Annotated in this window: 21 protein-coding genes and 2 pseudogenes; 17 read left to right on the top strand and 6 right to left on the bottom strand. The window is 69.0% G+C overall.

The window, feature by feature from the left end:
• Positions 1 to 6 precede the first annotated feature (6 nt).
• Genes QFZ67_RS28020 through QFZ67_RS28000 form a run of 5 tightly spaced genes read right to left on the bottom strand, consistent with a single transcriptional unit; the run spans position 7 to position 5,507 of the window.
• Positions 7 to 1,266: an MFS transporter gene (locus QFZ67_RS28020; RefSeq protein ID WP_307663824.1), complete on the bottom strand. Its 1,260-nt coding sequence runs from the start codon at positions 1,264 to 1,266 to the stop codon at positions 7 to 9.
• Positions 1,263 to 2,318, bottom strand: a complete 1,056-nt coding sequence (locus QFZ67_RS28015; protein ID WP_307663823.1) for a dipeptide epimerase — start codon at positions 2,316 to 2,318, stop codon at positions 1,263 to 1,265. Before QFZ67_RS28015 ends, QFZ67_RS28020 begins: the two co-directional genes overlap by 4 nt.
• Entirely contained in the window at positions 2,315 to 3,406 is a 1,092-nt protein-coding gene (locus QFZ67_RS28010; protein ID WP_307663822.1) for a PLP-dependent cysteine synthase family protein, read from the bottom strand. Before QFZ67_RS28010 ends, QFZ67_RS28015 begins: the two co-directional genes overlap by 4 nt.
• Positions 3,403 to 4,254 (bottom strand): hypothetical protein, encoded by an 852-nt coding sequence (locus tag QFZ67_RS28005; protein WP_307663821.1) that lies wholly within the window; start codon positions 4,252 to 4,254, stop codon positions 3,403 to 3,405. The genes QFZ67_RS28010 and QFZ67_RS28005 overlap by 4 nt, the downstream gene beginning before the upstream one ends.
• Positions 4,251 to 5,507, bottom strand: a complete 1,257-nt coding sequence (locus QFZ67_RS28000; RefSeq protein ID WP_307663820.1) for an ATP-grasp domain-containing protein — start codon at positions 5,505 to 5,507, stop codon at positions 4,251 to 4,253. Before QFZ67_RS28000 ends, QFZ67_RS28005 begins: the two co-directional genes overlap by 4 nt.
• Before the next feature lie 145 nt (positions 5,508 to 5,652).
• On the opposite strand from QFZ67_RS28000, the gene QFZ67_RS27995 reads away from it, so the two are divergent.
• From QFZ67_RS27995 to QFZ67_RS27980, 4 genes are all read left to right on the top strand, one after another.
• Positions 5,653 to 7,158 carry an alpha/beta hydrolase gene (locus QFZ67_RS27995; RefSeq protein WP_307663819.1) on the top strand — a complete coding sequence of 502 codons (1,506 nt, stop codon included), beginning with the start codon at positions 5,653 to 5,655 and terminating at the stop codon, positions 7,156 to 7,158.
• A gap of 25 nt (positions 7,159 to 7,183) precedes the next feature.
• Complete coding sequence (locus QFZ67_RS27990; protein WP_307663818.1) at positions 7,184 to 7,747, top strand: GNAT family N-acetyltransferase; 564 nt, start codon at positions 7,184 to 7,186, stop codon at positions 7,745 to 7,747.
• Positions 7,748 to 7,821: 74 nt separating this feature from the next.
• On the top strand, positions 7,822 to 7,992 hold the full coding sequence (rpmF, locus tag QFZ67_RS27985; protein WP_307663817.1) for a 50S ribosomal protein L32: 171 nt from the start codon (positions 7,822 to 7,824) through the stop codon (positions 7,990 to 7,992).
• A gap of 5 nt (positions 7,993 to 7,997) precedes the next feature.
• Positions 7,998 to 9,167 (top strand): GTP-binding protein, encoded by a 1,170-nt coding sequence (locus QFZ67_RS27980; protein ID WP_307663816.1) that lies wholly within the window; start codon positions 7,998 to 8,000, stop codon positions 9,165 to 9,167.
• A 1,002-nt stretch (positions 9,168 to 10,169) separates the two neighbouring features.
• Here the strand turns inward: QFZ67_RS27980 and QFZ67_RS27975 are convergent.
• Positions 10,170 to 10,700, bottom strand: a complete 531-nt coding sequence (locus QFZ67_RS27975; RefSeq protein ID WP_307666134.1) for a hypothetical protein — start codon at positions 10,698 to 10,700, stop codon at positions 10,170 to 10,172.
• Between QFZ67_RS27975 and QFZ67_RS27970 the strand changes: the two are divergent.
• The 13 genes and pseudogenes from QFZ67_RS27970 to QFZ67_RS27905 all read left to right on the top strand — a co-directional run.
• Positions 10,590 to 10,985 (top strand): annotated as a pseudogene (locus QFZ67_RS27970) (class I SAM-dependent methyltransferase); the annotation flags it as partial. The gene QFZ67_RS27975 and the pseudogene QFZ67_RS27970 overlap by 111 nt on opposite strands.
• A 4-nt stretch (positions 10,986 to 10,989) precedes the next feature.
• Positions 10,990 to 11,502: pseudogene (locus QFZ67_RS27965) on the top strand (VWA-like domain-containing protein); the annotation flags it as partial.
• 1,443 nt (positions 11,503 to 12,945) lie between these two features.
• Positions 12,946 to 14,190, top strand: a complete 1,245-nt coding sequence (locus QFZ67_RS27955) for an ATP-grasp domain-containing protein (RefSeq protein WP_373430136.1) — start codon at positions 12,946 to 12,948, stop codon at positions 14,188 to 14,190.
• 78 nt (positions 14,191 to 14,268) lie between these two features.
• Complete coding sequence (locus QFZ67_RS27950; protein ID WP_307663814.1) at positions 14,269 to 15,327, top strand: LLM class flavin-dependent oxidoreductase; 1,059 nt, start codon at positions 14,269 to 14,271, stop codon at positions 15,325 to 15,327.
• Entirely contained in the window at positions 15,324 to 16,547 is a 1,224-nt protein-coding gene (locus QFZ67_RS27945) for an ATP-grasp domain-containing protein (protein WP_307663813.1), read from the top strand. Before QFZ67_RS27950 ends, QFZ67_RS27945 begins: the two co-directional genes overlap by 4 nt.
• A 3-nt stretch (positions 16,548 to 16,550) precedes the next feature.
• Positions 16,551 to 17,795 (top strand): acetyl-CoA carboxylase biotin carboxylase subunit family protein, encoded by a 1,245-nt coding sequence (locus tag QFZ67_RS27940; protein ID WP_307663812.1) that lies wholly within the window; start codon positions 16,551 to 16,553, stop codon positions 17,793 to 17,795.
• A 52-nt stretch (positions 17,796 to 17,847) separates the two neighbouring features.
• A complete protein-coding gene (locus tag QFZ67_RS27935; protein ID WP_307663811.1) occupies positions 17,848 to 19,092 on the top strand; it encodes an MFS transporter in 1,245 nt (414 codons plus the stop codon).
• Positions 19,093 to 19,198: 106 nt separating this feature from the next.
• Positions 19,199 to 19,705: a flavin reductase family protein gene (locus tag QFZ67_RS27930; protein ID WP_307663810.1), complete on the top strand. Its 507-nt coding sequence runs from the start codon at positions 19,199 to 19,201 to the stop codon at positions 19,703 to 19,705.
• 105 nt (positions 19,706 to 19,810) lie between these two features.
• Positions 19,811 to 20,875, top strand: a complete 1,065-nt coding sequence (gene hppD / locus QFZ67_RS27925; protein ID WP_307663809.1) for a 4-hydroxyphenylpyruvate dioxygenase — start codon at positions 19,811 to 19,813, stop codon at positions 20,873 to 20,875.
• Positions 20,876 to 20,927: 52 nt separating this feature from the next.
• The gene (locus tag QFZ67_RS27920; RefSeq protein ID WP_307663808.1) at positions 20,928 to 21,845 is read left to right on the top strand and encodes a phytanoyl-CoA dioxygenase family protein; all 918 of its coding nucleotides are present in this window, start codon (positions 20,928 to 20,930) and stop codon (positions 21,843 to 21,845) included.
• Positions 21,845 to 22,753 carry a prephenate dehydrogenase gene (locus QFZ67_RS27915; RefSeq protein WP_307663807.1) on the top strand — a complete coding sequence of 303 codons (909 nt, stop codon included), beginning with the start codon at positions 21,845 to 21,847 and terminating at the stop codon, positions 22,751 to 22,753. Before QFZ67_RS27920 ends, QFZ67_RS27915 begins: the two co-directional genes overlap by 1 nt.
• Positions 22,754 to 22,786: 33 nt before the next feature.
• Positions 22,787 to 24,091 carry a PLP-dependent aminotransferase family protein gene (locus tag QFZ67_RS27910; RefSeq protein WP_307663806.1) on the top strand — a complete coding sequence of 435 codons (1,305 nt, stop codon included), beginning with the start codon at positions 22,787 to 22,789 and terminating at the stop codon, positions 24,089 to 24,091.
• 50 nt (positions 24,092 to 24,141) lie between these two features.
• Positions 24,142 to 25,236, top strand: coding sequence for an alpha-hydroxy acid oxidase (locus tag QFZ67_RS27905; protein WP_307663805.1), 1,095 nt, complete (start codon positions 24,142 to 24,144; stop codon positions 25,234 to 25,236).
• Positions 25,237 to 25,314 lie beyond the last annotated feature (78 nt).

The following is a 25,314-nucleotide window of genomic DNA, read 5'->3' as shown; positions in this document are numbered from 1 at the left end:
GTCTCCTCACACCGGCACCGGTACGGGCGCCACTTGGGCGGGAAGCACTCCCCGGCGGTGCAGCCAGGCGACGCCGGCGGCGGAAGCGAGTCCGAAGGCCAGACAGCACGCCCAGGGCAGCCACTGCGCCCCCGCGCGCTCACCGGCGTCCATGGCCCAGCCGACGACCGTGTTGCCCACGGCCGCGGCGATGCCCGAGACCACGTAGAACAGCCCGAAGTACGTGCCGGTGAGCTCCGGGCGGCCGAAGCGGGGGATGAGCTCCATCACGAAAGGCTGGGCGATCATGACGCCCAGGTAGAGCAGCAGCGTCCCGGCAAGGACAGGCAGCGCGCCGAGCACCGCGTAGCCGACGCCGCCGTGCGCTGGTCCGGCCCCCGCCGCCGTCATCGGCGGTATGAAGGCCAGCCCCATCAGCGTGAGCCCCCCGCTGATCCATCTCGCCCGGCTGCCCCGGCTCTTCAGCGCCCGCGTGATGCGCAGTTGCAGCCAGAGGTTGGTGAGGGTGCCGACGAGGAAGACGATGCCTGCCGCGCCGTCCCAGCCGGTGGCCCGGCGCGCGCCGTCCGGCAGCAGCAGATACAGCTGGTTCTCCATGGTGAACATGCCGACCATGGCAACGGCGAACGCCACGAAACCGCGGTTGCCGATCACCTCGCGCCAGTCCCCGAGGAAGCTGTTCGCGGACGGTGTGACCTCGCGTGCCGGAAGCACCACGGCCTGAGCGATCGTGAGCACCGCGAAGATCCCGGCCGCGGTGAGCGCGGAGGCGCGGAAGTCGACCAACAGCAGGGCGCTGCCGAGCAGCGGCCCTATCAGGGCGCCGGTGGTCGCGAAGACGTTGAACAGGGCGAACGCCTCGGCCTTGCGCTCCCCTGCCTCCTGGGCGAGATACGCCCGTACGGCCGGGTTGAACAGCGCCCCGGCCAGCCCGCTGAGCACGGACGCGGCCAGCAGCACCGTCAGTCCGTCGCCGAGTGCGAAGAGCCCGAAGCCGACGGTGCGCAGCGCGCAGCCGGCGATGATGACTCCGCGCGCTCCCAGCCGGTCCGATGCCGATCCGCCGATGAGGAACAGGCCCTGCTGGCTGAGGTTGCGTACGCCGAGCACGATGCCGACGACAGCGGCCGACAGCCCGAGGTCCTCGCTCAGATGCACGGCGAGGTACGGGATGAGCAGGTAGAAGCCCGTGTTGACGCCGAGCTGGTTGACCAGGAGCAGCCGTATCGCGAGGGGGAAGCCGCGTATCTCGTGCCACGTCTTCACCCGAGGTCCCCCTTGGTGCGCGCGTGCACGCCAAGCCCCGGGCGCAGGCTCGTCCGTACGATGCCGTCGGCGCCGCCGATACCCGTCCACGGGTCGTGGGCGAGCAGCAGATGCCCGTCGAGGTCGATCCACCGGGCGCGATCGGCGAGATGTACGGCGGGGGCGATGCCGAGCGTGCTGGCGGTCAGACAGCCGAGCATCAGCTCGGTACCAGTGCCGGCGATCAGTTCGGCGATCCGCAGTGCCGCAGTGACTCCGCCGCACTTGGCGAGCTTGACGTTGATGCCCTGCACCCGTCCGGCGAGACGGCGGGCGTCCTCGTAACCGACCGCGTCCTCGTCGGCGATGACCGGCAGCGGCGAGCGTTCGGCGAGGTTCGCCAGCGCCTCGGGGTCGCCGGGTGCGATCGGCTGCTCCACGGCCTCGATTCCCAGCTCCGCGAGGCGGGGCAGCAGCCTCTCCGTCGTGGAGACGGTCCAGGCTCCATTGGGGTCCAGGAGCAGCCGAGCGTGGGGAGCCGCGGCACGCACGGCCCGTACACGCTTCAGGTCGTCCTCGGGGTCCGGGGCCCCTGCCTTGATCTTGAGGACCGAAAAACCGTCCTGTACCAGGCGGAGGGCCTGGGCTTCGGCCTGCCCCGGCGACGTGATGCCGATGGTGCGGGCTGTCGCTGCGGAGGGCGGGGCGGTGGTACCGAGCAGTTCGTGGACCGGAACCCCTGCGCGCTTTCCGGCCAGGTCGAGCAGCGCCGACTCGACGGCAGCGGTCACGGCGGGGGGCATGCCGTTCGTCGGCAGCGCGCCGGTACGCAGGGCTCCCAGGGCGGTCTCGGGATCCCCGAACCGGACCAGATCCAGGGCCACTTCATTCAGAAGCCGCACGATGGTGCGTGCGTCGAGGCCGTAGTACACGCTGGTGACGACCTCCCCGCGGCCGAGCTGCCCTTCGTATTCGATGAACAGCCAGACGGCGTCGCGGGCCGCCATCGTCGAGCGGAATATGCGCAGCGGCTCGGTGAGTTCGAGGTGCACGGTGCGCTGACTGACCTTCACGGGCTCTCTTCCAGAGGTGGGGTTCGGCTGTCCAGCGGGTCGGTGACGACGCGGCACCGGGCCCAGCCGGTGGCCTCCACGGCCCGCGGATGAGGGATCTCGACGGGGCGCCTGGCCGCGGTGGCCGGGTCGAGCCCGTGGGCGGCGGCGAAGTCGTCGTCGTAGACGGTGCCGAGGTAGCGATGCGGTCCGTCGGGGAAGACGGTGGCGACGACGGCTCCCGGGTGGACGCGAGCGGCCCAGGCCGACACAAGGGCTACGGCCCCGGTGCTCCAGCCGCCGCTGACGAAGTTGCCGACAGCGAGCCTTCGGCAGGCGTCCGCGGCCTCGGACGGGCCGACCCAATGGACCTCGTCGAAGGCGCCGTAGGCGACGTTGCGTGGATGGATGCTGCTGCCCAGGCCGCGCATCAGGCGGGGCCTGGCGGGCTGGCCGAAGATCGTCGAGCCGGTGGCGTCCACCCCGATCAGCCGGAGCCCGGGCCAGTGCCGCCGCAGCGGTCCGACCACACCGGCGCTGTGGCCGCCGGTGCCAACGCTGCACACGAGCACGTCGAGGTGGTCCAGTTGAGCGGCGAGCTCGGCAGCGAGGGAGGCGTAACCGACGATGTTGTCGGGGTTGTTGTACTGGTCGGGCCAGTAGGCGTCCGGCAGCTTCGACAGCAGTTCGCGCAACCGGCCCAGTCGGGCGGCCTGCCATCCGCCCTCGGCCGCCGGGCGGTCGACCAGCTCCAGCCTGGCGCCGTACGCGCGCAGCAGCTGTCGCATCGACGGCTCCAGCTCCGTGTCGCCGACCAGCACGATCGGATGCCCGAGAGCCTGACCGGCGAAGGCCAGCCCGATGCCGAGCGTGCCGGAGGTGGACTCCACCACCGGGGCGCCGGGCCGCAGTTCGCCGCGCTCCTTGGCCCCGAGCAGCATGGATACGGCTGCTCGCGCCTTCATGCCGCCGACGCCGAGACCTTCGAGCTTCGCCCAGAAGCCGGGCTGCGGGCAGGGCAGGTCGACGGTGATGCGGGCGAGGGGGGTCCGTCCGAGCAGGGAGAGCAGTGCGCGGTTGCCCGCGGGGCTGAGGACGGCGGTGGTCACAGGGCGGCTCCGGGGCGCTCGCTGCTGCCGTAGCGGTGAATGGTCCCGGGCCCGCCGTCGAGCCAGAAGAAGGGATACGGCTCGGCGCACACCGCGCTGACTCCGGCGCCGATGAGGCGCGGCAGCACCGCACTTCCGGTCTGGGCGAACATCACCAGCGGCTTGCCGTGCAGCAGTGCGTGTTTGCGCAGCGGCTCGAAGCTGCCGTTGCCGAGCGTCATGCCCGAGGCGAGGACCGCGTCACAGCGCTCCAGTTCGGGCAGCGCGTCGGTGCGTACCGGCTCGCCCCACTCCGTGGTGCCGCCCTTGAGGTCGCAGGGTATGTACGCCAGACCACGGGTGCGCAGCGCCTCCAGCAGCGAGTTGACCACGCCCACGACGAGCACGGTGCGTACGGTGGCGGCAGCGAGCAGATCGACGACTGCCGCGGCCCTGGCCCGGGACTTCTCCAGAGAACTCCCGGCGGGCAGTGGACAGGGGCGTGCGCCGCTCGCGGGACCGTGGGGCCGGACGTGCATCAGGTAGGCGTCGAGCGCAGCCACCCGCACCGGGAGCAGCTCGTGCTCCAACAGCCGGGCGACGTCAGCGCCGACGCAGTCGTCGACCGCACTGTCAGGGAGTCCACCGGGCTCGACCGCGCAGGAGCCCACGGCTTCTGCCAGACGCAGGCTCAGCACTTCGTTGCGGTAGCCGGCGCTGCGCCCGTCGTGCCGTACGGCCTGGCGCGTGGTGAACGCCACGGCGATCCGCTGAGTCCTCGGGTCGGGTCCGAAGCCACCGCCGAGTACCCGGTCGACGAGTTCGTCGTACGAGGCGGCGGTGACGGCCGTGTCGGTGATGGTGGTCATCGGCCGACCACCTTCGGACAGAGCGTCGAGAGCAGTGTCTCGGCCCGGTCGCGGGCTCCGAGGCCCACGGCGTCGCCGGCCATGACGTGGCCCAGGTACTCGTTGTTGCTGCCCGCTGCCTTGACGGCTTTGCCCGGCTCGGCGATCTGGAGCTCCAGTAGTCCCGCCGCCGTGCGCACGTCGTCGGCGCCGTCGACGGACTCCAGCACTCCCTCGGTGTCCGGCACCAGGAACCCGATGGCGGCGCTGCGCAGACCGGTGGCTCGTCGGCGCAGGTCCGGTTCGCGGCCGAGGGCCACGTCGACGCATGCCGCTGCGAGGTCGATCCCCGTCACGTGACGGATGAGTTCGGTGATGCGGTTGCCGGCGGGGCGGGGGTTGACCTCGACCACACGTGGCCCGTCGGCTGTCAGTTTGATCTCGGTGTGTGCCACGAGCCCGTCCAGGCCGAGGGCTTTCAGTGCTTGAAGTGCTGTCTCCGCGGCCGCCTCGGCGTCAGCGGCAGCAAGTGCCGCGGGGAACATGTGGCCGGTCTCGATGAAGGCCGGTGCCCCGCCGATGCTCTTGTCGGTCACCCCGATCACGTGTGAGGCGGCGGCGAACGACACGGTCTCGACGCTGACTTCGGGGCCGTGAAGGAGCTCTTCGAGCAGGACGACAGGCTCGCGGCGCTGGCCTCGCGCGTTGACGGGGAAGTCCGCGAGCGCCCTGTAGGCGCGGGCCAGCTCCGACTCGTCGTCGACGCGTCGTACGAACATCCCGGCGCACAGGTCCACGGGCTTGAGCACGAGCGGGTAGCCGATCTCCCGCGCCGCATCGGCGGCCTCGGCCCAGTCCGCGCAGACCGCGAAGCGCGGCCCCGGCACTCCGGCGTCGGCGAGGACACGGCGGGTCGCGTCCTTGCGGCAGGCGTTCTCGACCGCCGCGGAAGCGGGGCCTGGCAGCCCCAGGCGGCCGGCGATCCGCGCGGCTGTCGGGAGGTAGTAGTCGCACGAGGTAATCACCCCGTCGAAGCCCAGCGCTCCGTGGGCGCGTTCGACGAAGGGCAGCAGTGCCTCGATGTCGTTGGTGCCGGCGGTCAGCACGTTGTGCGCCGCGAGCAGTGGGTGTGCGGTGCCCTCAGGGGCGGAGCGCAGGTAGTGGTGCAGGTCACGGGTGAGGAAGGTGAACTCGTGCCCGCCCTCGCGGATCGCTCGTGGCAGCAGTCTGCTCATCGATCCGACCCAGCTCTCGACCATCAGCAGATGGGCCACGGCTTCCTCTTCTCAGAACGCGGGTTGGACGCATGACGCGTCGGCGGCACCCGTCCGGGACGGTCCGCCTTGACGCGACGACACGTTATCGACAATCGTTTTCATTGTCATCTGATCCGTCGTCGATTCTCTGAATGCGAGACCCGTGACTCCCGCTGTACGCCACCGAGGCGCGCTGTGCGCCCTTGCGGCCACCGTCGCGGCCCTGGTCCCGGCCGCCCCCGTCCACGCCACCGCCCCGGCTCCATCGCTGCGTTTCGGCGCGTGCCCGGAGTCCATGCCGGTCCCGGCCGCTCCCGCGCGGGTGGAGTGCGGATGGCTGAGCGTCCCGCTCGACTGGGAAAACGCGGACGGCGAGCACATCCGCATCGCCGTCTCGCGCGTACGCGCCTCGGGGCCACCCGAGGAGCGGCGCGGCATCCTGCTGGTGAACCCGGGCGGGCCCGGCGGGCCAGGGCTGGCCTACGCCGTCACCAAACGGGCCAAGCTGCCCGAGAGCGTGCGCCGCTCGTACGACGTCATCGGCTTCGACCCGCGCGGCACCGGGCAGAGCGCGCCCGCGGACTGCGGCTCGATGGGCGGCCTCTTCGACAGCCCCGGACCCGAGCCCGTGCCGTCCGGCCGCACTGCCGAAAAGGCGTACCTCCACTCGTTGAGGCGCACGGCCGACGACTGTGCCGCCGGTGTCGGTGACGCCCTGGCGCATCTGTCGACCACCCAGACCGCGCGGGACATGGACGCTGTTCGCTCCGCACTCGGCGAACGGCGGATCGGTTTCCTGGGCGTCTCGTACGGCAGCTACCTCGGAGCCGCCTATGCCGCCCTGTTCCGGCAGCACGTCGGCCGCATGGTGCTCGACAGCGTCGTCGGCCCCTGGGAGTGGTACGACTTCGACCTGCGGCAGAGCCGGGCACTGCTGCGCCAACGCGAGGTGTTCTTCGCCTGGGTCGCGCAGCACGAAGAGCACTTCAGCCTCGGCAGCAGCGCCGGCCAGGTCCGCGACGCCTATCGGCGGGCGCGCCAAGGACTCGGCGGCAACCCCGTGAACGGCTTCGGCCCGGCCGAGTTCGACCGTGCCGTCTACCGAGACCTTGGCCGCACCGAACGCTGGGAGGGCCTCGCCGCAGGCATCCACGCGTACCTGCACTACGGCAGCACCGAACTCCTGCGCCCCACCGACCGCTTCGACGGCGCAGCGTCACGCACCTACGAGTCCGCGAACCGCGTCGTGAAGTGCGCGGACGGGCCCGGCCCCAAGCCGGGACGAGTCACGGCCGACATCCGGCGCCTGCGACGACTCGACCCACAGCCGGTCGTCACCGGAATCGAAGCCTCGGCCTGCGCGTACTGGCACCACATACCCGCCCATCGCACCCGGCTCGGCAGCCCCAAAGCTCCCCCGGTGCTGCTGATCGCCTCCGAACACGATCCCGTCACACCCATCGAGGGCGCCCGGCAGCTTCGACAGCGGCTGCCCGGCTCGCGACTGGTCACGCTCCACGACGACTACTCGCACGGCGTGTTCGCCAGCCGGGGCAACGCGTGCGTGGACAGCGCCGCCGCCGCGTATCTGGTCGACGGGACCGTCCCCGCGGCGGATGTGCACTGCTCCGGCCCCGGCCTGCCGACACCTCGAGTCCCCAGTAAATGAGTCCTCAGCGAAAAGGAGATGCGCGATGACCGACACCCATCAGGACCCCCCGCACCCTTCGTACACCCTGCGCCCAGCCACGATGGCTGACGTAGAAGGAGCGCGCCGCGTGATGCTCGATACCTTCTACCGGGAATTCGGCTACGGCTACGTACCCGAATGGCACCGGGATGTCGTCGACATCGTGGGCACCTACCTGGACGACCCCCGGCATCTGCTGCTGGTGGCCGTGTGCGACGGCGAGGTGGTGGCCACGACCGGCGTGCGATCGGTGGGTCCGGCCCATCCGCCGCACCCGCGCTGGCTCGCCGAGCGCTACCCGCCGGGCACGACCGCTCAGCTTGTCCGGGTCTACGTCACGGCCGAGCACCGGCGGCACGGCCTCGCGCGGACCATGGTGCGCATGGCATGCCACTTCGCCGCCACGACCCCCGGCTACGACAGCATCTATCTGCACACCAATGTCCATGTGGAGGGCGCCGAAGCCTTCTGGCGGAGCATGGCCAAGGAGGTCTTCGACGCCCGGACGACCGGCGAGCACGGTCCCGGTGTCGGCACGGTGCACTTCGAGATCCCGCTGCCTCACTGAGGAGCCGTTTTGGAAATGGGATCCATTTCCATATAGCCTCTGTCCTGCACCATCCAGAGAGGACCGAAGAAGCCATGGCCGTACCCAAGCGGAAGATGTCCCGCAGCAACACCCGTCACCGCCGCGCCCAGTGGAAGGCCAGCACGCCACAGCTGGTGCCGATAACGGTCGACGGCGCCGCCTATATGGTGCCGCAGCGCCTGGCCAAGGCGTACGAGCGCGGTCTGCTGCGCCCCGAAGGCTGACGCGCATGACCGAACGACTGCCCGTCACCGTCCTGTCCGGCTTCCTCGGCGCGGGCAAGACCACTCTGCTCAACCATGTGCTGAGCAACCGCGAGGGCCTGCGCGTCGCGGTCATCGTCAACGACATGAGCGAGATCAACATCGACGCCGCACTGGTGCGCGGCGGCGAGGCCGCCCTGTCGCGGACTGAGGAACGTCTGGTCGAGATGACCAACGGGTGCATTTGCTGCACCCTGCGCGACGACCTGCTCGAGGAGGTCGACCGGCTCGCCCGGGAGGACCGCTTCGACTATCTCCTCATCGAGTGCAGCGGCATCTCCGAACCGATGCCCGTCGCAGCCACCTTCGCCTTCCCCCGCGACGACGGCGCCACCCTCGGCGACCTGGCTCGCCTCGACACCATGGTCACGGTCGTCGACGCCGCCAGCTTCCTGCCGGAACTGGAAGGCGGGGACGGGCTCGCCGAGCGCGGACTCGACCAGTACGAGGACGACGAACGCACGGTCAGCGACCTGTTGATGGACCAGATCGAATTCGCCGACGTCATCGTGCTCAACAAGCTCGACCTCGTCGATGCGGAGAGCGCCGACCGGCTGCGCGCAACGCTCACGCGTCTCAACCCGGTGGCCCGGATCGTGGCCGCCACCCACGGGCGCGTGAACCTCGGCGATGTGCTCGGTACCGGGCTGTTCGACCTGGAGCGTGCGCAACAGGCCCCGGGTTGGGTCATGGAGCTCAACGCCGATCACACGCCGGAGACCGAGGAGTTCGGCATCTCCAGCACGGTCTTCCGCTCACAGGTGCCGTTCCATCCGGGCCGGCTGTGGACGTTCGTCACCGAAGGAGTCGGCAGTGGAGCCTTCGGACAGATCCTTCGCTCCAAGGGGTTCTTCTGGCTGGCGAGCCGCTCCCACGTGACCGGCCTGTGGTCGCAGGCGGGCTCCGTCGCCCGCTTCGAACCCTCCGGCGCCCGGGAGGCAGACAGCCCACAGGGCCAGGAACTGGTCTTCATCGGCACCGGCCTGCGCGCCGAGGCTCTTCAGGCCGCCCTCGCCCGCTGTCTCATGAAGGATGGCGACAGTCTCCCGGCCGTCGATCTGTTCCCCGCGTGGGACACCTACGGAATCGACGACGCCTGCGAGCACGAGCACCCTGAACTCGTACCGCAGACGTGAGGACTCCGGGTTGGGCAGTGGTCGCAGCCACGGCACTGCCCAACCCGGTACGCTCACCCGCCCCACGAGGGCGGTGGACCATGCCGGCCCTCCGTGCGGTGGACGACGCGAAGTGACGGCGAGATTGTCCAAGTGATAACCGTTTCGGTCCAAAGCGGGTCCGTGCACCCCGCGCTGCGAACGGGGCTCCCCAACGACCGCCGAGCCGAACTTGGGCGAGCCCCCGACAACATCGATCTTCTGCCGAGCCCTGGCTGCGGAGGTTCCGTCCGGCTCGCGAGCAGACGTTTCTGACGCCGCCGCCTCCCCGCCCCTTCACGCTCCGGGCGCTTCCAGCGCAACCGAAGACAAGTCAGCATCCACGCGGCCGACTCGAAGAGGAAACTTTGGCAGCGATGCGGATCCGTTCTTGCCCGCCCCTTCAGCGCACGATTCCAGAACTACTGGACCCGGCCGAAGTCCTAACAGGCGGCGCTGCTCGGCAACGACTTGTAGGGATGGAACAACAACCGAGCGGTCGTCGGCATGTACCCAGCAGCGCTCTTGGCCACCGCCGCTGCACGCCCTTTGCACGTTTGGCCACCGGTCGGCCACCAGAGAGCTCGTGGCCGAGCTTCTGGGCTGACGCACCAACAGAAGCAAGGTCACAGAAAAGCAAAAGCCCCAGGTCACGGCGAGTGAGTCCTGAGGCTTCCACAGAGCCGCCTTCGGGATTCGAACCCGAGACCTACGCATTACGAGACCACGGGGATTCGTGACGGCTGGTTCCGGCTCGTGCCGCCCAGTGCTGTTCTGCCTGATCAGGGCACGTACGGAAGGTTCTGCGGTGACACCCTGTGTTACCTCGTCCAAAGGCGTCCGGCCACACTCTGGCCGCACATAGCCACACCTTCGGGTGGCCCAGACCATTAGCGCCTGAGAACGGCGGTAACGAGAGGCTCCGGCCAGCGGGTATCTGACCGGAGTGTCCCCTTTTCGCTCATGCGCTCTTGCCCGGCGTGATCACTCTCCGCCGAGATTGAACAGCACGGCGCCGGCGACGCGCTCGTAGGGAGGCTCGGTCCGACGATCGGCGATCATGTCACGCACGCGTGGGGGCAGGGGAAGAACCGGCCGGTGGGCGATCTCGCTCAGACTCCGGTGGACCGGGGTTTCGAGCACATCGGGCTCAACACTGTCGGTGATGCCCCAATGCGCGGTCTCCCGCGCCAACGGTCTGCCATCGTCCCGGGAAGGTTCTTGGGGGTAACGTGTCGAACCCGCCTCACTGGACGACCGTGCCCCCGACTCCGGCGTCGGAGCACGAACGGGCATGCGCAGGTCATCCAGTCCTCTGCGGTGCAGGCTTTGGACCTCCGCCCATGCCGCCCGCAGTGCGTCACCGCGCACCGATTCGGCATCGCACAGGAGGCGGTGCCACGGCACGCTGAGGCCGCCTTCTGTGCAGCGTTGCTCAAACCCGCCGCCCGGATCCTCGACGCCGGCTGCGGTACCGGTCGGATCGCGATCCGGCTTGCCGAATTGGGCCACCACTGCACAGGCGTGGACGTCGACTCCTCGATGCTCGCGGTCGCCCGCCGCGATGCCCCCGTACAGGACTGGCTCCTAGGCGACCTGGCAGGCCTGGACGCCCTCGACCTGAATCCGGGCTTCGACCTGGCGCTCGCCGCCGGAAACGTCATCCCCCTGCTGGCCCCCGGCACCGAACCAACCGTCATCCGGCAGCTGGCCGCCACACTGCGGCCCGGAGGTCTGCTGGTCACAGGAACGGGACTCGATGCCGCGCACCTGCCGCTGCCGGAAGCCCCGTTCACCCTTGAGGTTCGACGAGTACGTGCGCCGGCCTGAGCCCGTCCGCTCCTAAGCCCGTCCCGCCCGGCGGCAGGCATCGACTCCGGACATCCCGCGCGCCGGCCGGTACTTCCCCGCCGAGGAGACGGCCCGCTGCACCTTCGGAGTCGTACTCGACACCTCCGGCTCGATGAGCAGCACCCTGCTCGGCAAGGCACTCGGCGCCATCGCCTCGTATGCGGAGGCACGCGATGTACCGGCAGTGCGTGTGGTGTTCTGCGACGCGGCGGCGTACGACGCGGGGTTCCTGCCCCCGGGTGAGATCGCGGGCCGGGTCCGGGTGCGCGGTCGTGGCGGCACCGAACTGCTACCGGGCATCGACCTGTTGCGCAGAGCCGATGACTTTCCGCCGACGGCTCCGGTGCTGGTCATCACTGACGGGTGGTGCGATACGTTGCGAATCCGGCGCGAGCACGCCTTCCTGATCCCGCGAGGCGCCACACTGCCGTTCACACCGCGCGGGCCGATGTTCCGGTTGAGCTGAGGGCTGGACCTCGGCCGTACCGGACGGTCGCTGGAGGTCCGGTCCGCCCGGCTCGGCGGAGCCATGCGCCCGGTCCGTGGCGCCGTCGGCAGCATGTTGCGCAGATGCCGATAGCGCCTGACTTCGCGCTTTCCCGTGTGGTCGTGCCGGCGGTCCTGCGACAGCTCCTCGCCTGACCACTCCACCTCGGACGGCGCGTACACCTCCGGTCGGAGGATGCTCGGAATGAGGGGCGTCGGGAGCGGGCGCGGCTCCCACGTCAGGCCTCCAGGCTTGGACCCAAGGTGCCTGACAGGTGAAGCACCCGGTCAGGCACCCTCAGCCATCGGCCGCCTGTGCCTGCGCCGATGAGCCCTGATGGAACTGCCCGTGCCGGCCGGGGGAGGTGTGTCGCGTGCTGGTGACGCGAGGCAGCCGTCACATCTGCTGCAACCTCCGTGGTTCGTGAAGCAGCGTCCTTTATCTGACGGATGGCTCGAAACTGACCGCGCCACAGCTCCTCGGAGAAGATGCGCCGCCGACGCGCGCTGTCCGTCGCAAGGTTCTGACAGCCGCTCCTGAGGGAGGCCGGCAAGCCATCGACCGCATCAGGGCATGCTCAACGATCATTTCGCGACAATGTGCATAGGTCAGTTCGCGACATGGTGTGACGGCCGCGACCCCCGACGTGAACATCTCCGCGACTGTCCTGGCGCCCACCCCACCCGGCTCCGGAGCGGCGTCTCCCCGGCGGGACCGGACGTGATCCGTGGGTCTGCCCGCCCGCACCTGACCAGCAGGCCCACCCGATCGCCTTCGTGGCATTCGAGGGCGTGGGCGCCACCTCGGCCGGCCGTGATCACGCAGGAGAATCGAGGTTAATTCTGTGTGTCGAAGTCGTTCCGGTCTCGAAGTGCCGGGAGCGTGGATACATCGGACCATGCGTTACCCTGTCCGCCACTTTCGCTCCCCGGCGCCGGCTGATACGCGCCGCTCGTGCCGCCTTGAAAAGGCTGGGAATGATGGGTACAGGTATCGCGGGGCGTATCCAGATGGTTTCAGCAAAACGGGCATAGGGGTACCAATCTCCGTTAGACGAATTGGGTTCCAGGGATTCGTTGACCTCGAACCCGGCTGGTGCGTAGGGTGACGATCGACATGGGGGAAACTTGCCATGTGGCAACGTACGGGGGCTTGAATGATTATGTTGTTCCTTCTACCTTGGGATTTGCTGTGCCCGGTGGGCACTGCCTGAGGTGAACTTCTACGGTTGAACCGACCCGCGGACCCTGCGGAAGTTCATCCGTCAACTTCTATTGATTACTGCGACATGCACGACGCTTCCCGGCATTTTGGCATGACTCGCGCCCTGGCGCAGGGCTGACTTTGCCATGCCGCGATGCGGTCGGAGTGCTGTCCGGATGAACCAACGCCGACCTCAGAGCGAGATTTCGAGGAACTTCTGTGTCTTATCGCGTCCTAGTGGTGCAGCCTGCTTTCTCGGCGAACGCCTATATTGCACACGCCCATTCTCTCGGCTGGGATGTCGTCGTGGCCTCCTACGAGAAAGAAGGCCGCGTAATCGCCGACGCGGTGCGCTCCCTTACCGCCGAGATAATCGCGGTGGATACCAATGACAATGTCGCACTCGAGGCCGCCGTCGTGGAATCCGATGAGCGAAACGCGATTCACGCCGTGGTGGCCGGCGGTGAATACTACGTACCCGGTGCCGCCAAATTGTCGGCGCGTCTCGGACTCCCCGCCCTGACCCATACTGCCGTTGATCAGGTCCGGCACAAGGGGAAAATGCGCCAAGCGGTGGCCAAGGCTGGCCTGGAAGTGCCGAAGTTCGTTGTGGTGAGTGACCCGGCGGACCTCGAAGAGGCTTGTGTGCACGTCGGATTTCCCGCGGTCATCAAGCCGGTCGACTCCGGCGGCAGCGTGCACGTATCGCGCGTCGACAGCATCGAGGAGGCGCGCGCCGCACTGGCCGCGATGCACGCCGAGGAAGGCCGCGAATTCGACCGAGCGCTCACCCGTGAAGCGATTCTCGAACAGTACGTACCCGGCACGGAGTACAGCGCCGACGGATATGTCCACGACGGAGAAGCGGTCGTGGTGGCGGTGACCCGGAAGCTGCTCGGCCCCGAGCCCCGGTTCCTGGAACTCGGACACCTCACGCCCGCCCCGCTGGACGAGGTCACGCGCCATGAGCTGGCCACGTACGCGCAGGGTGTCGTCGAGGCCGTGGGCATCACGACCGGTCCGTTCCACTGCGAACTGCGCCTCAGCGAGGGCCGTCCGATCCTCATGGAGGTTGCCGCGCGGCTGCCCGGCGACAAGATCACCGAGCTGATGGAGATGGCCACCGGCCTCATGCTGCCGGGCAAGGTCCTCGCGGACATCACCGGCGCCGACCCGGAGCGCTCGGGGGCCTTCGGCAAGCCCGTCGCCAAGGCGGCCGGCATCCGCTTCCTGACCGCAGACGGCGCGGGGTCGTACGAGAAGCTCGAAGGCTGGGACGAACTCGCCGCCGAGCCTTGGGTGGTGGCGAGCCACGTCCTCGTCGCGCCCGGTGCCGGGATCAAGACGGACGAGGCCGACTACAGCTGCCGGATCGCTGCGGTCGTCTTCACCGCTGACTCTCCCGAAGAGGCCCACGAGCGCTGGTCCGAGATCGGCCGCCGAGTTCACGTGCTCGGCGCCTGAAACACAAACGTGAGCCCGGCGCCTGGGACGCGACCGCATACCCGGTGCCTGGTGCCCGCAACGGAAGGAAGAAACACGATGGACCCCCTCCGTCTCCACTGGTGCTCGCCGCCCGACACGGGTCAGGCGACACCCACGGACACGTACAAGATCGGCAAGCTGGACATGGGCGAGGTCAAGGACTTCGTCCAGGAAGCCGAAGAACTCGGCGTCGACAGCCTGTTGTTCGGCATTTCCAACTACCTGCCCGACCCGTTGCCGGTGCTCGGTGCCCTCTCGCAGGTGACGGACCGCGTCAAGTTCATGCTGGCCTACCGGCCGGGTCTGATGTCGCCGACCCTGTTCGCACAGGTCGTCAACACCCTTTCGTGGATGACCGACGGACGTATGTCCCTCAACATCGTCTCCGGCATCTCACCGGCGGAGCAGGCCGGATACGGCGACTTCCTCAGCCACGACGAGCGCTATGCCCGGTGCAACGAGTTCCTCGAGGTGATCCGCGGCCTCTGGGAGGGAGAGTCGCCGATGAGCTACGACGGGCAGCACTACACGGTGAAGGACGCCTCGCTCGGCCTCGGCCACAAGGACGGCGGCCGCCCGGAGATCTACATCAGCGGAGCCTCCGCCGTCGCCCAGCAGACGGCGATCGCCTCGGGTGACTGCTGGCTGCGCTACGGCGACACCCCCGAGGGTATGGCCAGGGCGAGCAAGCCGCTCCTCGACGCCGGCCGCCGCGTGGGCACCCGTATGCACGTGCTGTCCCGCGACACGCGTGAGGAAGCCGTGGCAGAGCTCGCCAACCTCATGCGTGACCCGGACGAGGACCACACGGCGTGGATCCGCCAGTGGGTGAACACCACCGACTCCGAGGCGGTCAAGTCCTCCTACCAGTTGGCGGAGAGCGCCAAGGACGAGTGGCTCTCGCCCTACATCTGGACCGGTGCCGTCGCCTACCGAGGGGGCCCGGCGCTGTGCATCGTCGGCAGTCACGAGGAAGTCGCCCGCTACATCCACAGCTACAAGGCCGCGGGCATCAGTGAGTTCATCTTCTCCGGCTGGCCGACCCGTGACGAGATGCGGAACTTCTTCACCCACGTCGCCCCCCTGATCCGTCGTCTCGAAGGGCAGGAGTCATGAGCGAGCGGGAAGAGCGCGAGGTACTGCTCGTCGGCGTCGGGATCATGGGCCGCCCATACGTTGCGGCCGCCCGCCGGCTCGGCCTGCGGGTGCGCGGCATCGAGTCGCAGGACTGGGCCGCGGGCATCGAGGGTCTGGTCGACAGTGTCGAGCCGAGCCAGGGCCAGTACGGCTCGCTGGACGAGCTGTGGGCGGAGACCGCCCACGACGCCGCCCTGCGCAGCCGCCCGGCCGGGGTCTTCGGATTCACCGAGTGCCACGTCCTGGGGGCCGCCCTGGCGCAGGACACCCAGGGGCTGCCGGGACCGTCCCTGCGGGCGGCCGTGGTCTCCCGGAACAAGGCACTCCAGCGCGGGCGCTTCCGCGCCCACGGGATCGGCCAGCCCGACTACCTCCTCACCAACGACCTGGCCGGGGCGGCCGAGTGGGCCAAGTCCCGCCTCCCCGTGGTGATCAAGCCGCTGTCGTCGGCCGGCAGCGACGGCGTCGAACTCGTCGCCGATGCCGCCGCTTTCGACGCAGCGGCGGTACGGCGCACATCGGAGCGGCCGCTCCTGGTGGAGACCGCTGTCGAGGGTCCCGAGTACAGCTGGGAGGCCCTGGTCCGCGACGGCGAGGTCTGGTTCGCCAACCTGACCGCCAAGACCACCACAGGCGCACCCAACTTCGTCGAGCTGGAGCACCGGGCCGCGGTGTCCCTGCCGCCCTCCGAGGCCGAACAGGTCGCCGAGCTGGGCCGGTCTGTCATCGCCGCCATAGGGATGCGTACCGGCATCGTGCACCTGGAATTCAGGATGACGAGTTCGGGCCCCTCGGTGATGGAGGTCGCGGTCCGCACACCCGGCGACTACATCATGGAGCTCTGCTCCCTGGCGTACGGGATGGACTGGTTCGAACTGGTGCTGCGGCTCGTCGTCGGTGACGAGCTCCCGCCGCCGCCGGAGGGGCCCGTGAAGTTCTCGGCCAGCCTATTCGTGGTCTCCGACCCTGGCGAGGTGATCGCCGTCGACGGGCTCGACGAGGTCCGCGCGCACCCCGCCGTCGTGGACGTCGCCACCAAGGTGAAGGCCGGCGACACCGTCCAGCCGACCGCCTCCTCCCTGCAGCGCACCGGGTATGCGGTACTCGCCGCGGACTCGCGCGAGGAGCTGGAAGAAGCCATCGAGTTCGTCCGGCGAACCCTGTCGATCAAGACGGTTCCCGCGGCCACGGAGGAGTGAGCTGTGCACATAGTCGTCGTCAACCGCTGGCCTCGGTTCACCGAAGGGCCGCGCTGGGACTTCTCCATGGGCCGCTTCGAGGACCTCATCGACCATGAGCGGCACCGCGTCAGTTACGTCGTCGACGCGGTCGGCGCCACCGGAATCCTCGCCGATCCCGACCGGATCGCGAGCACCGTCCAGATAGAGGACGTCAACGACTTCGAGGCGCTGCGCGACGCGGTCCGCAGGACGGCGGACGAAGTCAGCCCCGTCGACCGCCTGATCGCCGTTTCGGAGTTCACCCTCGGCGTCGCGGCCGAGGTCCGCGAGGCGCTCGACATCCCCGGGCCCCGCCCGGAGGACGTCGCCGTCTACCGCAACAAGCTGCGGATGAAGGAGCTCATCGCCAAGGCGGGCGTCCGCGTGCCCCGCTTCGACGCCTGCGAAAGCGTCGAGTCCGCGCTGGAGTTCGCCCGCGACATCGGGTTCCCGCTGATCCTCAAGCCCGTGTCCGGAGCAGCGAGCATGGGCGTGCACCGCGTCGAGGACGAAGCCGCGCTCACCGCCCTGCTGTCCGAGGTCGACCTCGCCGATCACGAGCTCGAGGAGTTCGTCGAAGGCGCGATCTACCACGTCGACGGATTCGCGGACGAGGACGCCGGGATACCGTTCATGGCGGTGTCCCGCTACATCAACGACTGCCTCGCCTTCGAGGCCGGCGGGCAGCCGCTCGGCTCAGTCGTCGTCCAGGACTCCCCGCTCCGCACCCGTGTGCACGAGTTCGCCCGGCGCTGTATCTCGGGCCTGGGGATCACCTCCATGCCGTTCCACCTGGAGCTCTTCGTCACCCCCGACGGGGACCTGGTGTTCCTGGAGATCGCCGGCCGCATCGGCGGGGCCGAGGTGCCCTACCTCACGGACAAGCTCTTCGGTGTCAACCTCTTCGAGCTCTGGCTGGATGCCCTGTGCGAGGGCCGGGCGACGGTCCCGCCGCAGACGGGCGACCCGTCCGGCGGCTGGCTGATCATCCCGAAGCCCGCCGGACTGCCGGCGGAGGTCGTCTCGGTGACCTCCATGCGGGACCAATTCACCACCATCTGGCGAGAGCTGGTGCCGGCTCCGGGCGAGCTGATGGAGGCCGGCGGCAGCTACGACGCCGTGCACAGCGGCCGGTTCATCCTGACCGGTGACGAGCAGGCCGTCGAGGAGGACATCCGGAAGATCATCGCCGGATTCCGCCTCGAAACCGCTCCGGTGCCGAAGTGAGGGGTCCCGGGCCGGGCAGCGACCGGCCGAGCGCAAGGGAGCGATCGAGCTCATGACCACGCGATCCGTTGTGCACCAAAGGCTGTTCGCCTGTGGCGTCCTCCTCGGGGTGGTGGCCGAGCAGATGGTGCTGTTCGCCATTCCGCTGCTCATCTTCCAGGACACCAAGGAGGTGTCGGCCCTCGGTCTGGCATACGCGATCGAGTGGCTGCCGGCCCTCCTCGCGTACCCCTTCGCCGGACTTCTCGCCGACCGTGACGGCGGGGCACGGCTGTTCTCCGTCGTCACGGCCGGCCGTGCCGTCGTCCTCGGCGGCGCCCTCATCGGCTGTCTGGCCGCGCCCTCACTGCTGACGCCCATCCTGATGACGGCCGCGCCCTTGCTGTCGCTGTTCATGGCGCCGGCGCGCATGTCCGTCGAGAAGGTCGTGCCGCAGCTGGCCAAGGGCACCGAAGTGGCCAAGATGCAGGGCCTGGTGCAGAGCATGGAGGTCTCGGCGATGGCCATCGGCCCCGCCCTGGCATTGCTGGGCCTGGCGGTCATCGACAAGACGTGGCTCCTCGGCGCCGCCGCGGTGATCTTCGCCGCCGCCGCTGCCTGCTGGCTGCCGTTGCCGCGCGGGCTGCGCACCTCCAGCAAAGGCGGAGCCGCGCAGATCGTCGTCGAACTCCGGCTGGGCTGGACGCTGCTGGTCCGGAGCAGACCTCTTGTCCTGCTGGCCTCGCTCAACTTCTCGATCAACCTGGTCTTCGCCGTGGTGCTCGCCGCCAACGCCGCACTCGTCACAGGTGTGTTCCACGCCCCCGAGTCGTCGTTCGCCCTGCTGAACATCTGTATCGGCGTGCTGGGGATCGTCAACCTCCTGGTTATCCCGTTCCTGCTCCGGCACGTCAACGTGCGGATACTCGGGATCTTCGGTCTCGCACTGCTCTGCTCCTGCCTGCTGCTCATCGGCTTCGCCTCGTCCATGCTGCTGTACGCCCCGGCGTTCGTGGCGGCCATGCTCGGAGTGACGTACTTCAACGTCTTCAACCGGACGCAGCGCATCAAGGTCCTTCCCGAGGAACACCTCGGAAAGGTGATGGGCCCCTTCTATCTGCTCAATATGATGTCCATGCCCATCGCGGGACTTCTGCTGGCCGGCTCCGGAAACAATCTGGGTCCGCAACGACTCGTCCTGGTGCTGGCCGTGGCGCTCACCGCTTTCGGTGCGCTCATGCTGCCGCTGATCATCCAGGCTTTCGGCCGGGCGATTGCCGCACGGGAGGCGACTCTCGTGGGCGCCACCGCGGAATAGCCACTGCCGCGAAGAGGCGGCGAAGGTTACACAAATGCCATCACGGGCCCTTGGTCGCTTCGGCCTGCCCGAAAACGATTCACGAGATGCTCCGAGGAGGAACTTGATGGATGTAGGTTCTGTACGCTTCAGTGAGCTCCTTGGCTCGTTCCCGACCCCGATCGCCATCGTGACGGCAACGGACGGAGAAGGTGAGCCGTACGGCTTCACCAGCAACGCCGTCTGTTCGGTGTCGGCGGCGACGTCGACGCTGCTGGTCTCCGTCGGCAGGGGATCCCGCACACTGCCGGCGATCATGTCGTCGCAGGCGTTCGCGGTGAACTTCCTCTCGTTGTCCGGGCGCACTGCGTCCCAGATATTCGCGAGCAAGGCCACGGATAAATTCGCGCACGTCGAATGGCGCCCCTCGGTTGTTGCCGAAGGTGCGCCCCTGCTCACCGAAATCGCACTCGGCTTTGCGGAATGCAGGGTTGAAAAAGCGATCGAGGTGAGTGACCATTGGCTTTTCATAGGCCGGGTGAAAGGCGCCGAAGTCTTTCCCCGTGAGCCACTTCTCTACCGCCGAGGCGACTACGGAGCCTGGTCACCGTTGGACCAGTTCTCCACCCTCTAGAGACCCTCTGGAGCACGGCCGGATCGATTCTCTCGGACCGCCCGTCCACTCGGTGAAAACATCTCGATCTTTCTCGTGTCGATTATGGAAACAGAAGGGTTTCGCATGGATATCGGGGCCGTAGACCACGTCGAGTTCTACGTCGGAGATGCCCAGCAGTCCGCGTTCTACCTCTGCACCGCTTTCGGCTTCCGCATCTGCGGCCAGGCCGGTCCCGAGACCGGACAGGCCGACTACCGCTCGCTGCTGCTGCGCCAGGGCGGCATCGAGGTCGTCCTCACCTCCGCTCTCAACTCGTCCCACCCGGCCGCGTCCTACGTGATGGAGCACGGCGACGGCGTCGCCAACATCGCTTTCGAGGTCAGCGACGCCGCCAAGGCCTTCGAGCTCGCCGTCGAGCGCGGTGCCACGGCCGTCGAGCAGCCCACCGCGCACAGCAAGGACGGCACCGAGGTGGTCACCGCCGCGGTCCTGGGTTTCGGTGACGTCGCGCACCGGTTCGTCCAGCGCAGCGGCGACCGCGAGCAGTTCCTGCCGGGCGTGATGGACATCATCGCCGCCGACCCCGAGGCGGGCGAGGAACTGCTCAGCACCGTGGACCACGCGGCGATCTGCCTGCCCGCGGGCCAGTTGCGTCCCACGGTCGCCTTCTACGAGAAGGTCTTCGGCTTCTCCCAGATCTTCGAGGAGTTCATCGAGGTCGGTACCCAGGCCATGGACTCCAAGGTCGTCCAGAGCCCGTCCGGCAAGGTGACCTTCACCCTGATCGAGCCGGTCACCGACCGTGAGCCCGGGCAGATCGACACCTTCCTGGCCCGCCACGGCGGCGCCGGCGTGCAGCACCTGGCGCTGCTCTGCGACGACATCGTGAGCACCGTGCAGACCCTGGAGAAGCGGGGCACCAACTTCCTCCAGACGCCCGGCTCGTACTACGACGAGCTGCAGGACCGCTTCGAGCACCTCAACCTCGAGGTCGGGGACCTGCGCCGGACCAACGTCCTGATCGACGAGGACCACTGGGGCCAGGTGTTCCAGATCTTCACCCAGTCCCAGCACGTACGGAAGACGTACTTCTGGGAGGTCATCGACCGGCACGGCGCCCGCACCTTCGGCAGCGGCAACATCAAGGCGCTCTACGAGGCGGTCGCCCGCGAGAAGGCCGTCTCCTGACCCGGCTCCGCGCGCCGTCCCTTCACCGAACCACGCACCTGTAAGGAACACCATGTCAGTCCAGGACACCCAGGGCTTCACCCTCACCGACGAGGAGCTCACACTGCTCCCGACCGAGGAGGACGTCGCCTTCTACGCCGAGCACGGCTGGTACCTCTCGAAGAAGCTGTTCACCGACGAGGAGGTCGAGCAGCTGGAAGCCGCCAGCGAGCTGTTCTACGCCGGCCACCGCGACCGCACCCTGCCGGTACGCCCGCCCAAGCTGGCCTACTGGGAGCCGGAAAAGGGCGACGTCCAGCGGCACAACGACTACATCCACTACGAGGACGACACCATAGGCCGCATCCTGCGCAAGCCTCTGCTGGGCGCCGTCGCCGCGCGCCTCGCCCAGGCCGAGCAGATCCGGGTGTTCCAGTCGACGCTCATCTACAAGCCCCCGGTGGCCCAGGAGCAGTCGAACATCGTGCCCTGGCACTTCGACCGCCACTACTGGTCCACCTCCACCTCCGAGCGGATGCTGACCGCGTTCATCCCCTTCCACGACTGCGGTGAGGAGGCGGGCACCATCACGATGGTCGACGGCAGCCACCTGTGGAAGGAGACCGCGGAGAACGACGCCACGTCCCTGCACTTCGCCGAGCGGGACGGCTCCGAGCTGGACCAGATGCTGGAGGACAACGCGGCCTTCAACGGGGTCGAGGTCAAGAAGGTGCCTGTCTTCATCTCCAAGGGCCACGTCAACTTCCACCACTGCCGCACGTATCACGGCAGCGGCGCCAACCTCAGCGACCGTCCGCGCCGCGCCGTTTCCTACCATCTACAGGACGGCGAGAACCGCTACCAGGACTTCCGCCGCTCCGACGGCACCCAGGTCAGCTACAACCACGACGTGCTCGTGCGGCGTACCGCCGAGGGAACCCCCGACTACCACGACCCCGAGTACCTCCCACTCCTGTGGAGCGACCACTGATGCAGAGTGCCGCAGTGGTCGGAACCGGCCTGATCGGTACATCGATCGCCCTGGCCCTTCGGGGCCGGGGCGTGACCACCTACCTGATCGACGCGAACCCGGAGGCGGCGCGCATCGCCGCGGACCTCGGGGCCGGTATCGCAGGAACACCTCGTGGACCGGTCGACCTGGCTGTCATCGCGGTACCACCGCGGCACGTCGCGGCGGCCCTGAAGGAACACCAACTGCTCGAGTTAGCACACGACTTCACGGATGCCGCAAGCATCAAGGAACTGCCCCAACGGGAAGCGGCCCAGGCCGGCTGCGACCTGACCCGCTTCATCGGCGGGCACCCCATGGGCGGCCGGGAGCAGTCCGGCCCGCTCGCCGCCCGGGACGACCTCTTCCACGGCCGGCCCTGGGTGCTCACCCCCTCCGCACACACCCGGGCGCAGACCGCCGAACGTGCCTGGCACCTGGCCGAGCTGTGCGGCGCCCGGCCGGTCGTGATGGCCCACGCCGAGCACGACCGTGCGGTCGCGCTCACCTCGCACGCCCCGCACCTGGTGTCGAGCCTCCTCGCGGGGCGACTACTGCACGGCGACCCAGCCCAACTGGGCCTCGCTGGGCAGGGACTGCAGGACATCACCCGCCTCGCCGCGGGCAGCGCCGAGCTGTGGACCGACATCCTAGGGTCCAACGCCGTTGCCGTCGCCGATGTCCTCGCGGGCTTCACCCAGGACCTGCACCAGGTGGTCGACGCCCTGCAGGGCCTGGGCGCCGCCGAGGAGCCGGAGCAGCAGCGCGTCCACACGGACCGGCTCGCCACCGCCCTGGTCCGCGGGGTGCGAGGCCGGGCCCGTATCCCCGCCCGCAACCCGGCACCCACCCTGAGCGTGGCCTACACGGCCGCGCCGAGAGGAGTCTGAGCGGTGACACAAGCCGCCCCACCATCATCGCCGGTGCTGGCACGCGACGAGCTCCACGGGTCGCTCAGCGACCCGGTCCTCGACGCCATGAACTTCCTCAACGAAGTCGTCGGCCGGTTCCCACAGGCCATCTCCTTCGCGCCGGGACGGCCCACCGAGGGTGACTTCCAGCCCGAAGACCTCGCGCACCACCTGCACACGTACACCAGCTACCTGCGGGATAGACTGGGCTGGTCGCGCGACCAGGTGCGCACCCAGCTTTTCCAGTACGGCCGCACCAACGGGATCATCCACGAGCTGATCGCCCGGACAGTCGCCAACGACGAGGGGATCGAGGTACCCCCGGAAGCCGTCGTGGTGACGACCGGCTGCCAGGAGGCCATGCTCCTCACCCTGCGGGCGCTCTTCGCCGCCCCCGAGGACACGCTGCTCGTCAGCTCCCCGTGTTACGTGGGCATCACCGGCATCGCCCGGCTGCTGGGCATCCGGGTACGGCCCGTGCCCGAGGGCCCCGCCGGCCCCGCACCGGAAGCCGTGCTGGCGGCCGCGCGTGCCGCCCGGGCGGCCGGTGAACGCCCCCGGGCCTTCTACGTCGTGCCGGACTTCGCCAACCCGTCCGGCACCAGCATGAGCCTCCCGGACCGCGAGCGCCTGCTGCGAGTGGCCGAGGAGGAGGACCTCCTCGTCCTGGAGGACGCCCCCTACGGCTTCTTCGTGCGCACCGGCTCGGCCCGCCCCACGCTCAAAGCCCTCGATACGGGCCGCCGCGTGGTGCACCTGGGATCGTTCGCCAAGACGGCGCTGCCCGGCGCCCGGGTGGGCTACGTCATCGCCGACCAGGAAGTCATCGGCCCGGACGGCCGGCGCTCGCTGCTCGCCGACGAGCTGTCCAAGATCAAGAGCATGACGACCGTCAACACCTCGGCCGTGAGCCAGGCCGTCATCGGTGGACTGCTCATCGAGAGCGGCTTCCGGCTGCGCGAGGCGAACGCCGGGGCGATCGCGTACTACCGCACGAACATGGACACGCTCCTCGACGAGTTGGAGCGGCACTTTCCCGCAGAGCGCAGGGCCGAGCTCGGCCTCTCCTGGAATCGCCCGGACGGCGGCTTCTTCGCCGTCGTCACCGTGCCCTTCGCCGCCGACTACAAGGCCCTGGAGCTGTCCGCGCGCACCTACGGCGTGCTGTGGACGCCGATGAGCGACTTCCACCTGGGCGGTGGCGGTGTCCACCAACTACGCCTGTCGTGCAGTTCACAGAGCCCGGAGACCATCGCCGAGGGCGTGGCCAGGCTGGCCGCCTTCATCACCGCGCAGACCACAGGCACCGCCGTCTGATGGCCGGCGCCCCGAACCCCCTGAACAGCACGGCGAACGGAGGAGATGTGGTGCCGGCATTGCGTGCCTACGAGGCGGCGGCCAAGGAGCGGTTGCCGGGACCGGTGTGGGACTTCTTCGCGGGCGGCAGCGGCACCGAGTCGATGCTGACGGCGGGGCGGGAGGCCCTGGACAGGATCCGGCTGCGGCCGCGCTGCCTCGTCGACGTCTCCCACTGCGACCCCCGCACCGAGCTGCTCGGTGCGGACCTCGCCGCCCCCCTTGCCATCGCCCCGATGGCGTACCACCAACTCGCCCACCCGGAGGGTGAGACAGCGACGGCACGGGCCGCGGGTGAGGCCGGTGCCCTGTTCACGGTCAGCATGTTCGCGAGCCGGACACTGGAGGAGATCGCCGCCGAGGCGACCGGCCCGCTGTGGCTGCAGCTGTACTGGCTCAAGCGCCGGGACCTCCTGGTGGACCTGATCCGCCGGGCCGAGGCCGCCGGATTCCGTGCGCTGGTGCTCACCGTCGACGCGCCCAGGGTGGCGTTCCGTCCCCGGGACGCCGCCAACGGCTTCGCCGTGCCCCCGGGCATCCGGGCGGTCAACCTGGCGCACGACGTCATGGCCGCCTCGCACGGCAGCAGGGACGGGGAATCGGCTATCGCCCGGCACTCCAAGGAGCAGTTCGACGCCTCGATTACCTGGGACGATCTCGTCTGGCTCCGCGAAGTGACCTCGCTGCCCCTGGTACTGAAGGGCGTGCTCACCGCCGAGGACGCCGAACTGGCGGTCAAGCACGGCGTCTCGGGACTGGTCGTCTCCAACCACGGCGGCCGCCAGCTGGACTTCTCCCGCAGCGCCCCCGACACCCTCGCCGAGATCGTGGACGCCGTCGCCGGGCGGTGCGCGGTCGTCCTGGACGGCGGTGTCCGGTACGGCGCCGACATCGCCAAGGCCCTGTGTCTGGGCGCGGACGCGGTAATGGTCGGACGCCCGGTCCTCTGGGGGCTCGCCCGCTCCGGCGCGGAGGGCGTCGCGGACGTCCTGCGGATACTCATGGGCGAGTTCGAGGAGGTCATGGCCCTGATGGGGGCGCCCGCCGTGGCCGACTTCGAGCGGTCGGGGGTGCTCCTCCCCGGGTGCGCCCACCTCTCCGCCTGAGCGCGCGTCCACCCCGAGGCCCGAAGGCGCCGTCGGCCCGCACCGCGTGGTGAGCGGCGGGGGCCGACGGCGCCATCT

The sequence above is a fragment of the Streptomyces sp. V1I1 genome, from assembly GCF_030817355.1.
Classification (GTDB): Bacteria; Actinomycetota; Actinomycetes; order Streptomycetales; family Streptomycetaceae; genus Streptomyces.
This window is presented reverse-complemented; position numbering and strand designations above follow the sequence as displayed.

What these genes read in the sequence shown, in the direction of transcription:
- QFZ67_RS28005 (WP_307663821.1), bottom strand. Translation starts at nt 4,254, where the DNA reads ATGACCACCATCACCGACACGGCCGTCACCGCCGCCTCGTACGACGAA.
- QFZ67_RS27990 (WP_307663818.1), top strand. Translation starts at nt 7,184, where the DNA reads ATGACCGACACCCATCAGGACCCCCCGCACCCTTCGTACACCCTGCGC.
- rpmF (WP_307663817.1), top strand. Translation starts at nt 7,822, where the DNA reads ATGGCCGTACCCAAGCGGAAGATGTCCCGCAGCAACACCCGTCACCGC.
- QFZ67_RS27980 (WP_307663816.1), top strand. Translation starts at nt 7,998, where the DNA reads ATGACCGAACGACTGCCCGTCACCGTCCTGTCCGGCTTCCTCGGCGCG.
- QFZ67_RS27950 (WP_307663814.1), top strand. Translation starts at nt 14,269, where the DNA reads ATGGACCCCCTCCGTCTCCACTGGTGCTCGCCGCCCGACACGGGTCAG.
- QFZ67_RS27945 (WP_307663813.1), top strand. Translation starts at nt 15,324, where the DNA reads ATGAGCGAGCGGGAAGAGCGCGAGGTACTGCTCGTCGGCGTCGGGATC.
- QFZ67_RS27935 (WP_307663811.1), top strand. Translation starts at nt 17,848, where the DNA reads ATGACCACGCGATCCGTTGTGCACCAAAGGCTGTTCGCCTGTGGCGTC.
- QFZ67_RS27930 (WP_307663810.1), top strand. Translation starts at nt 19,199, where the DNA reads ATGGATGTAGGTTCTGTACGCTTCAGTGAGCTCCTTGGCTCGTTCCCG.
- hppD (WP_307663809.1), top strand. Translation starts at nt 19,811, where the DNA reads ATGGATATCGGGGCCGTAGACCACGTCGAGTTCTACGTCGGAGATGCC.
- QFZ67_RS27920 (WP_307663808.1), top strand. Translation starts at nt 20,928, where the DNA reads ATGTCAGTCCAGGACACCCAGGGCTTCACCCTCACCGACGAGGAGCTC.
- QFZ67_RS27915 (WP_307663807.1), top strand. Translation starts at nt 21,845, where the DNA reads ATGCAGAGTGCCGCAGTGGTCGGAACCGGCCTGATCGGTACATCGATC.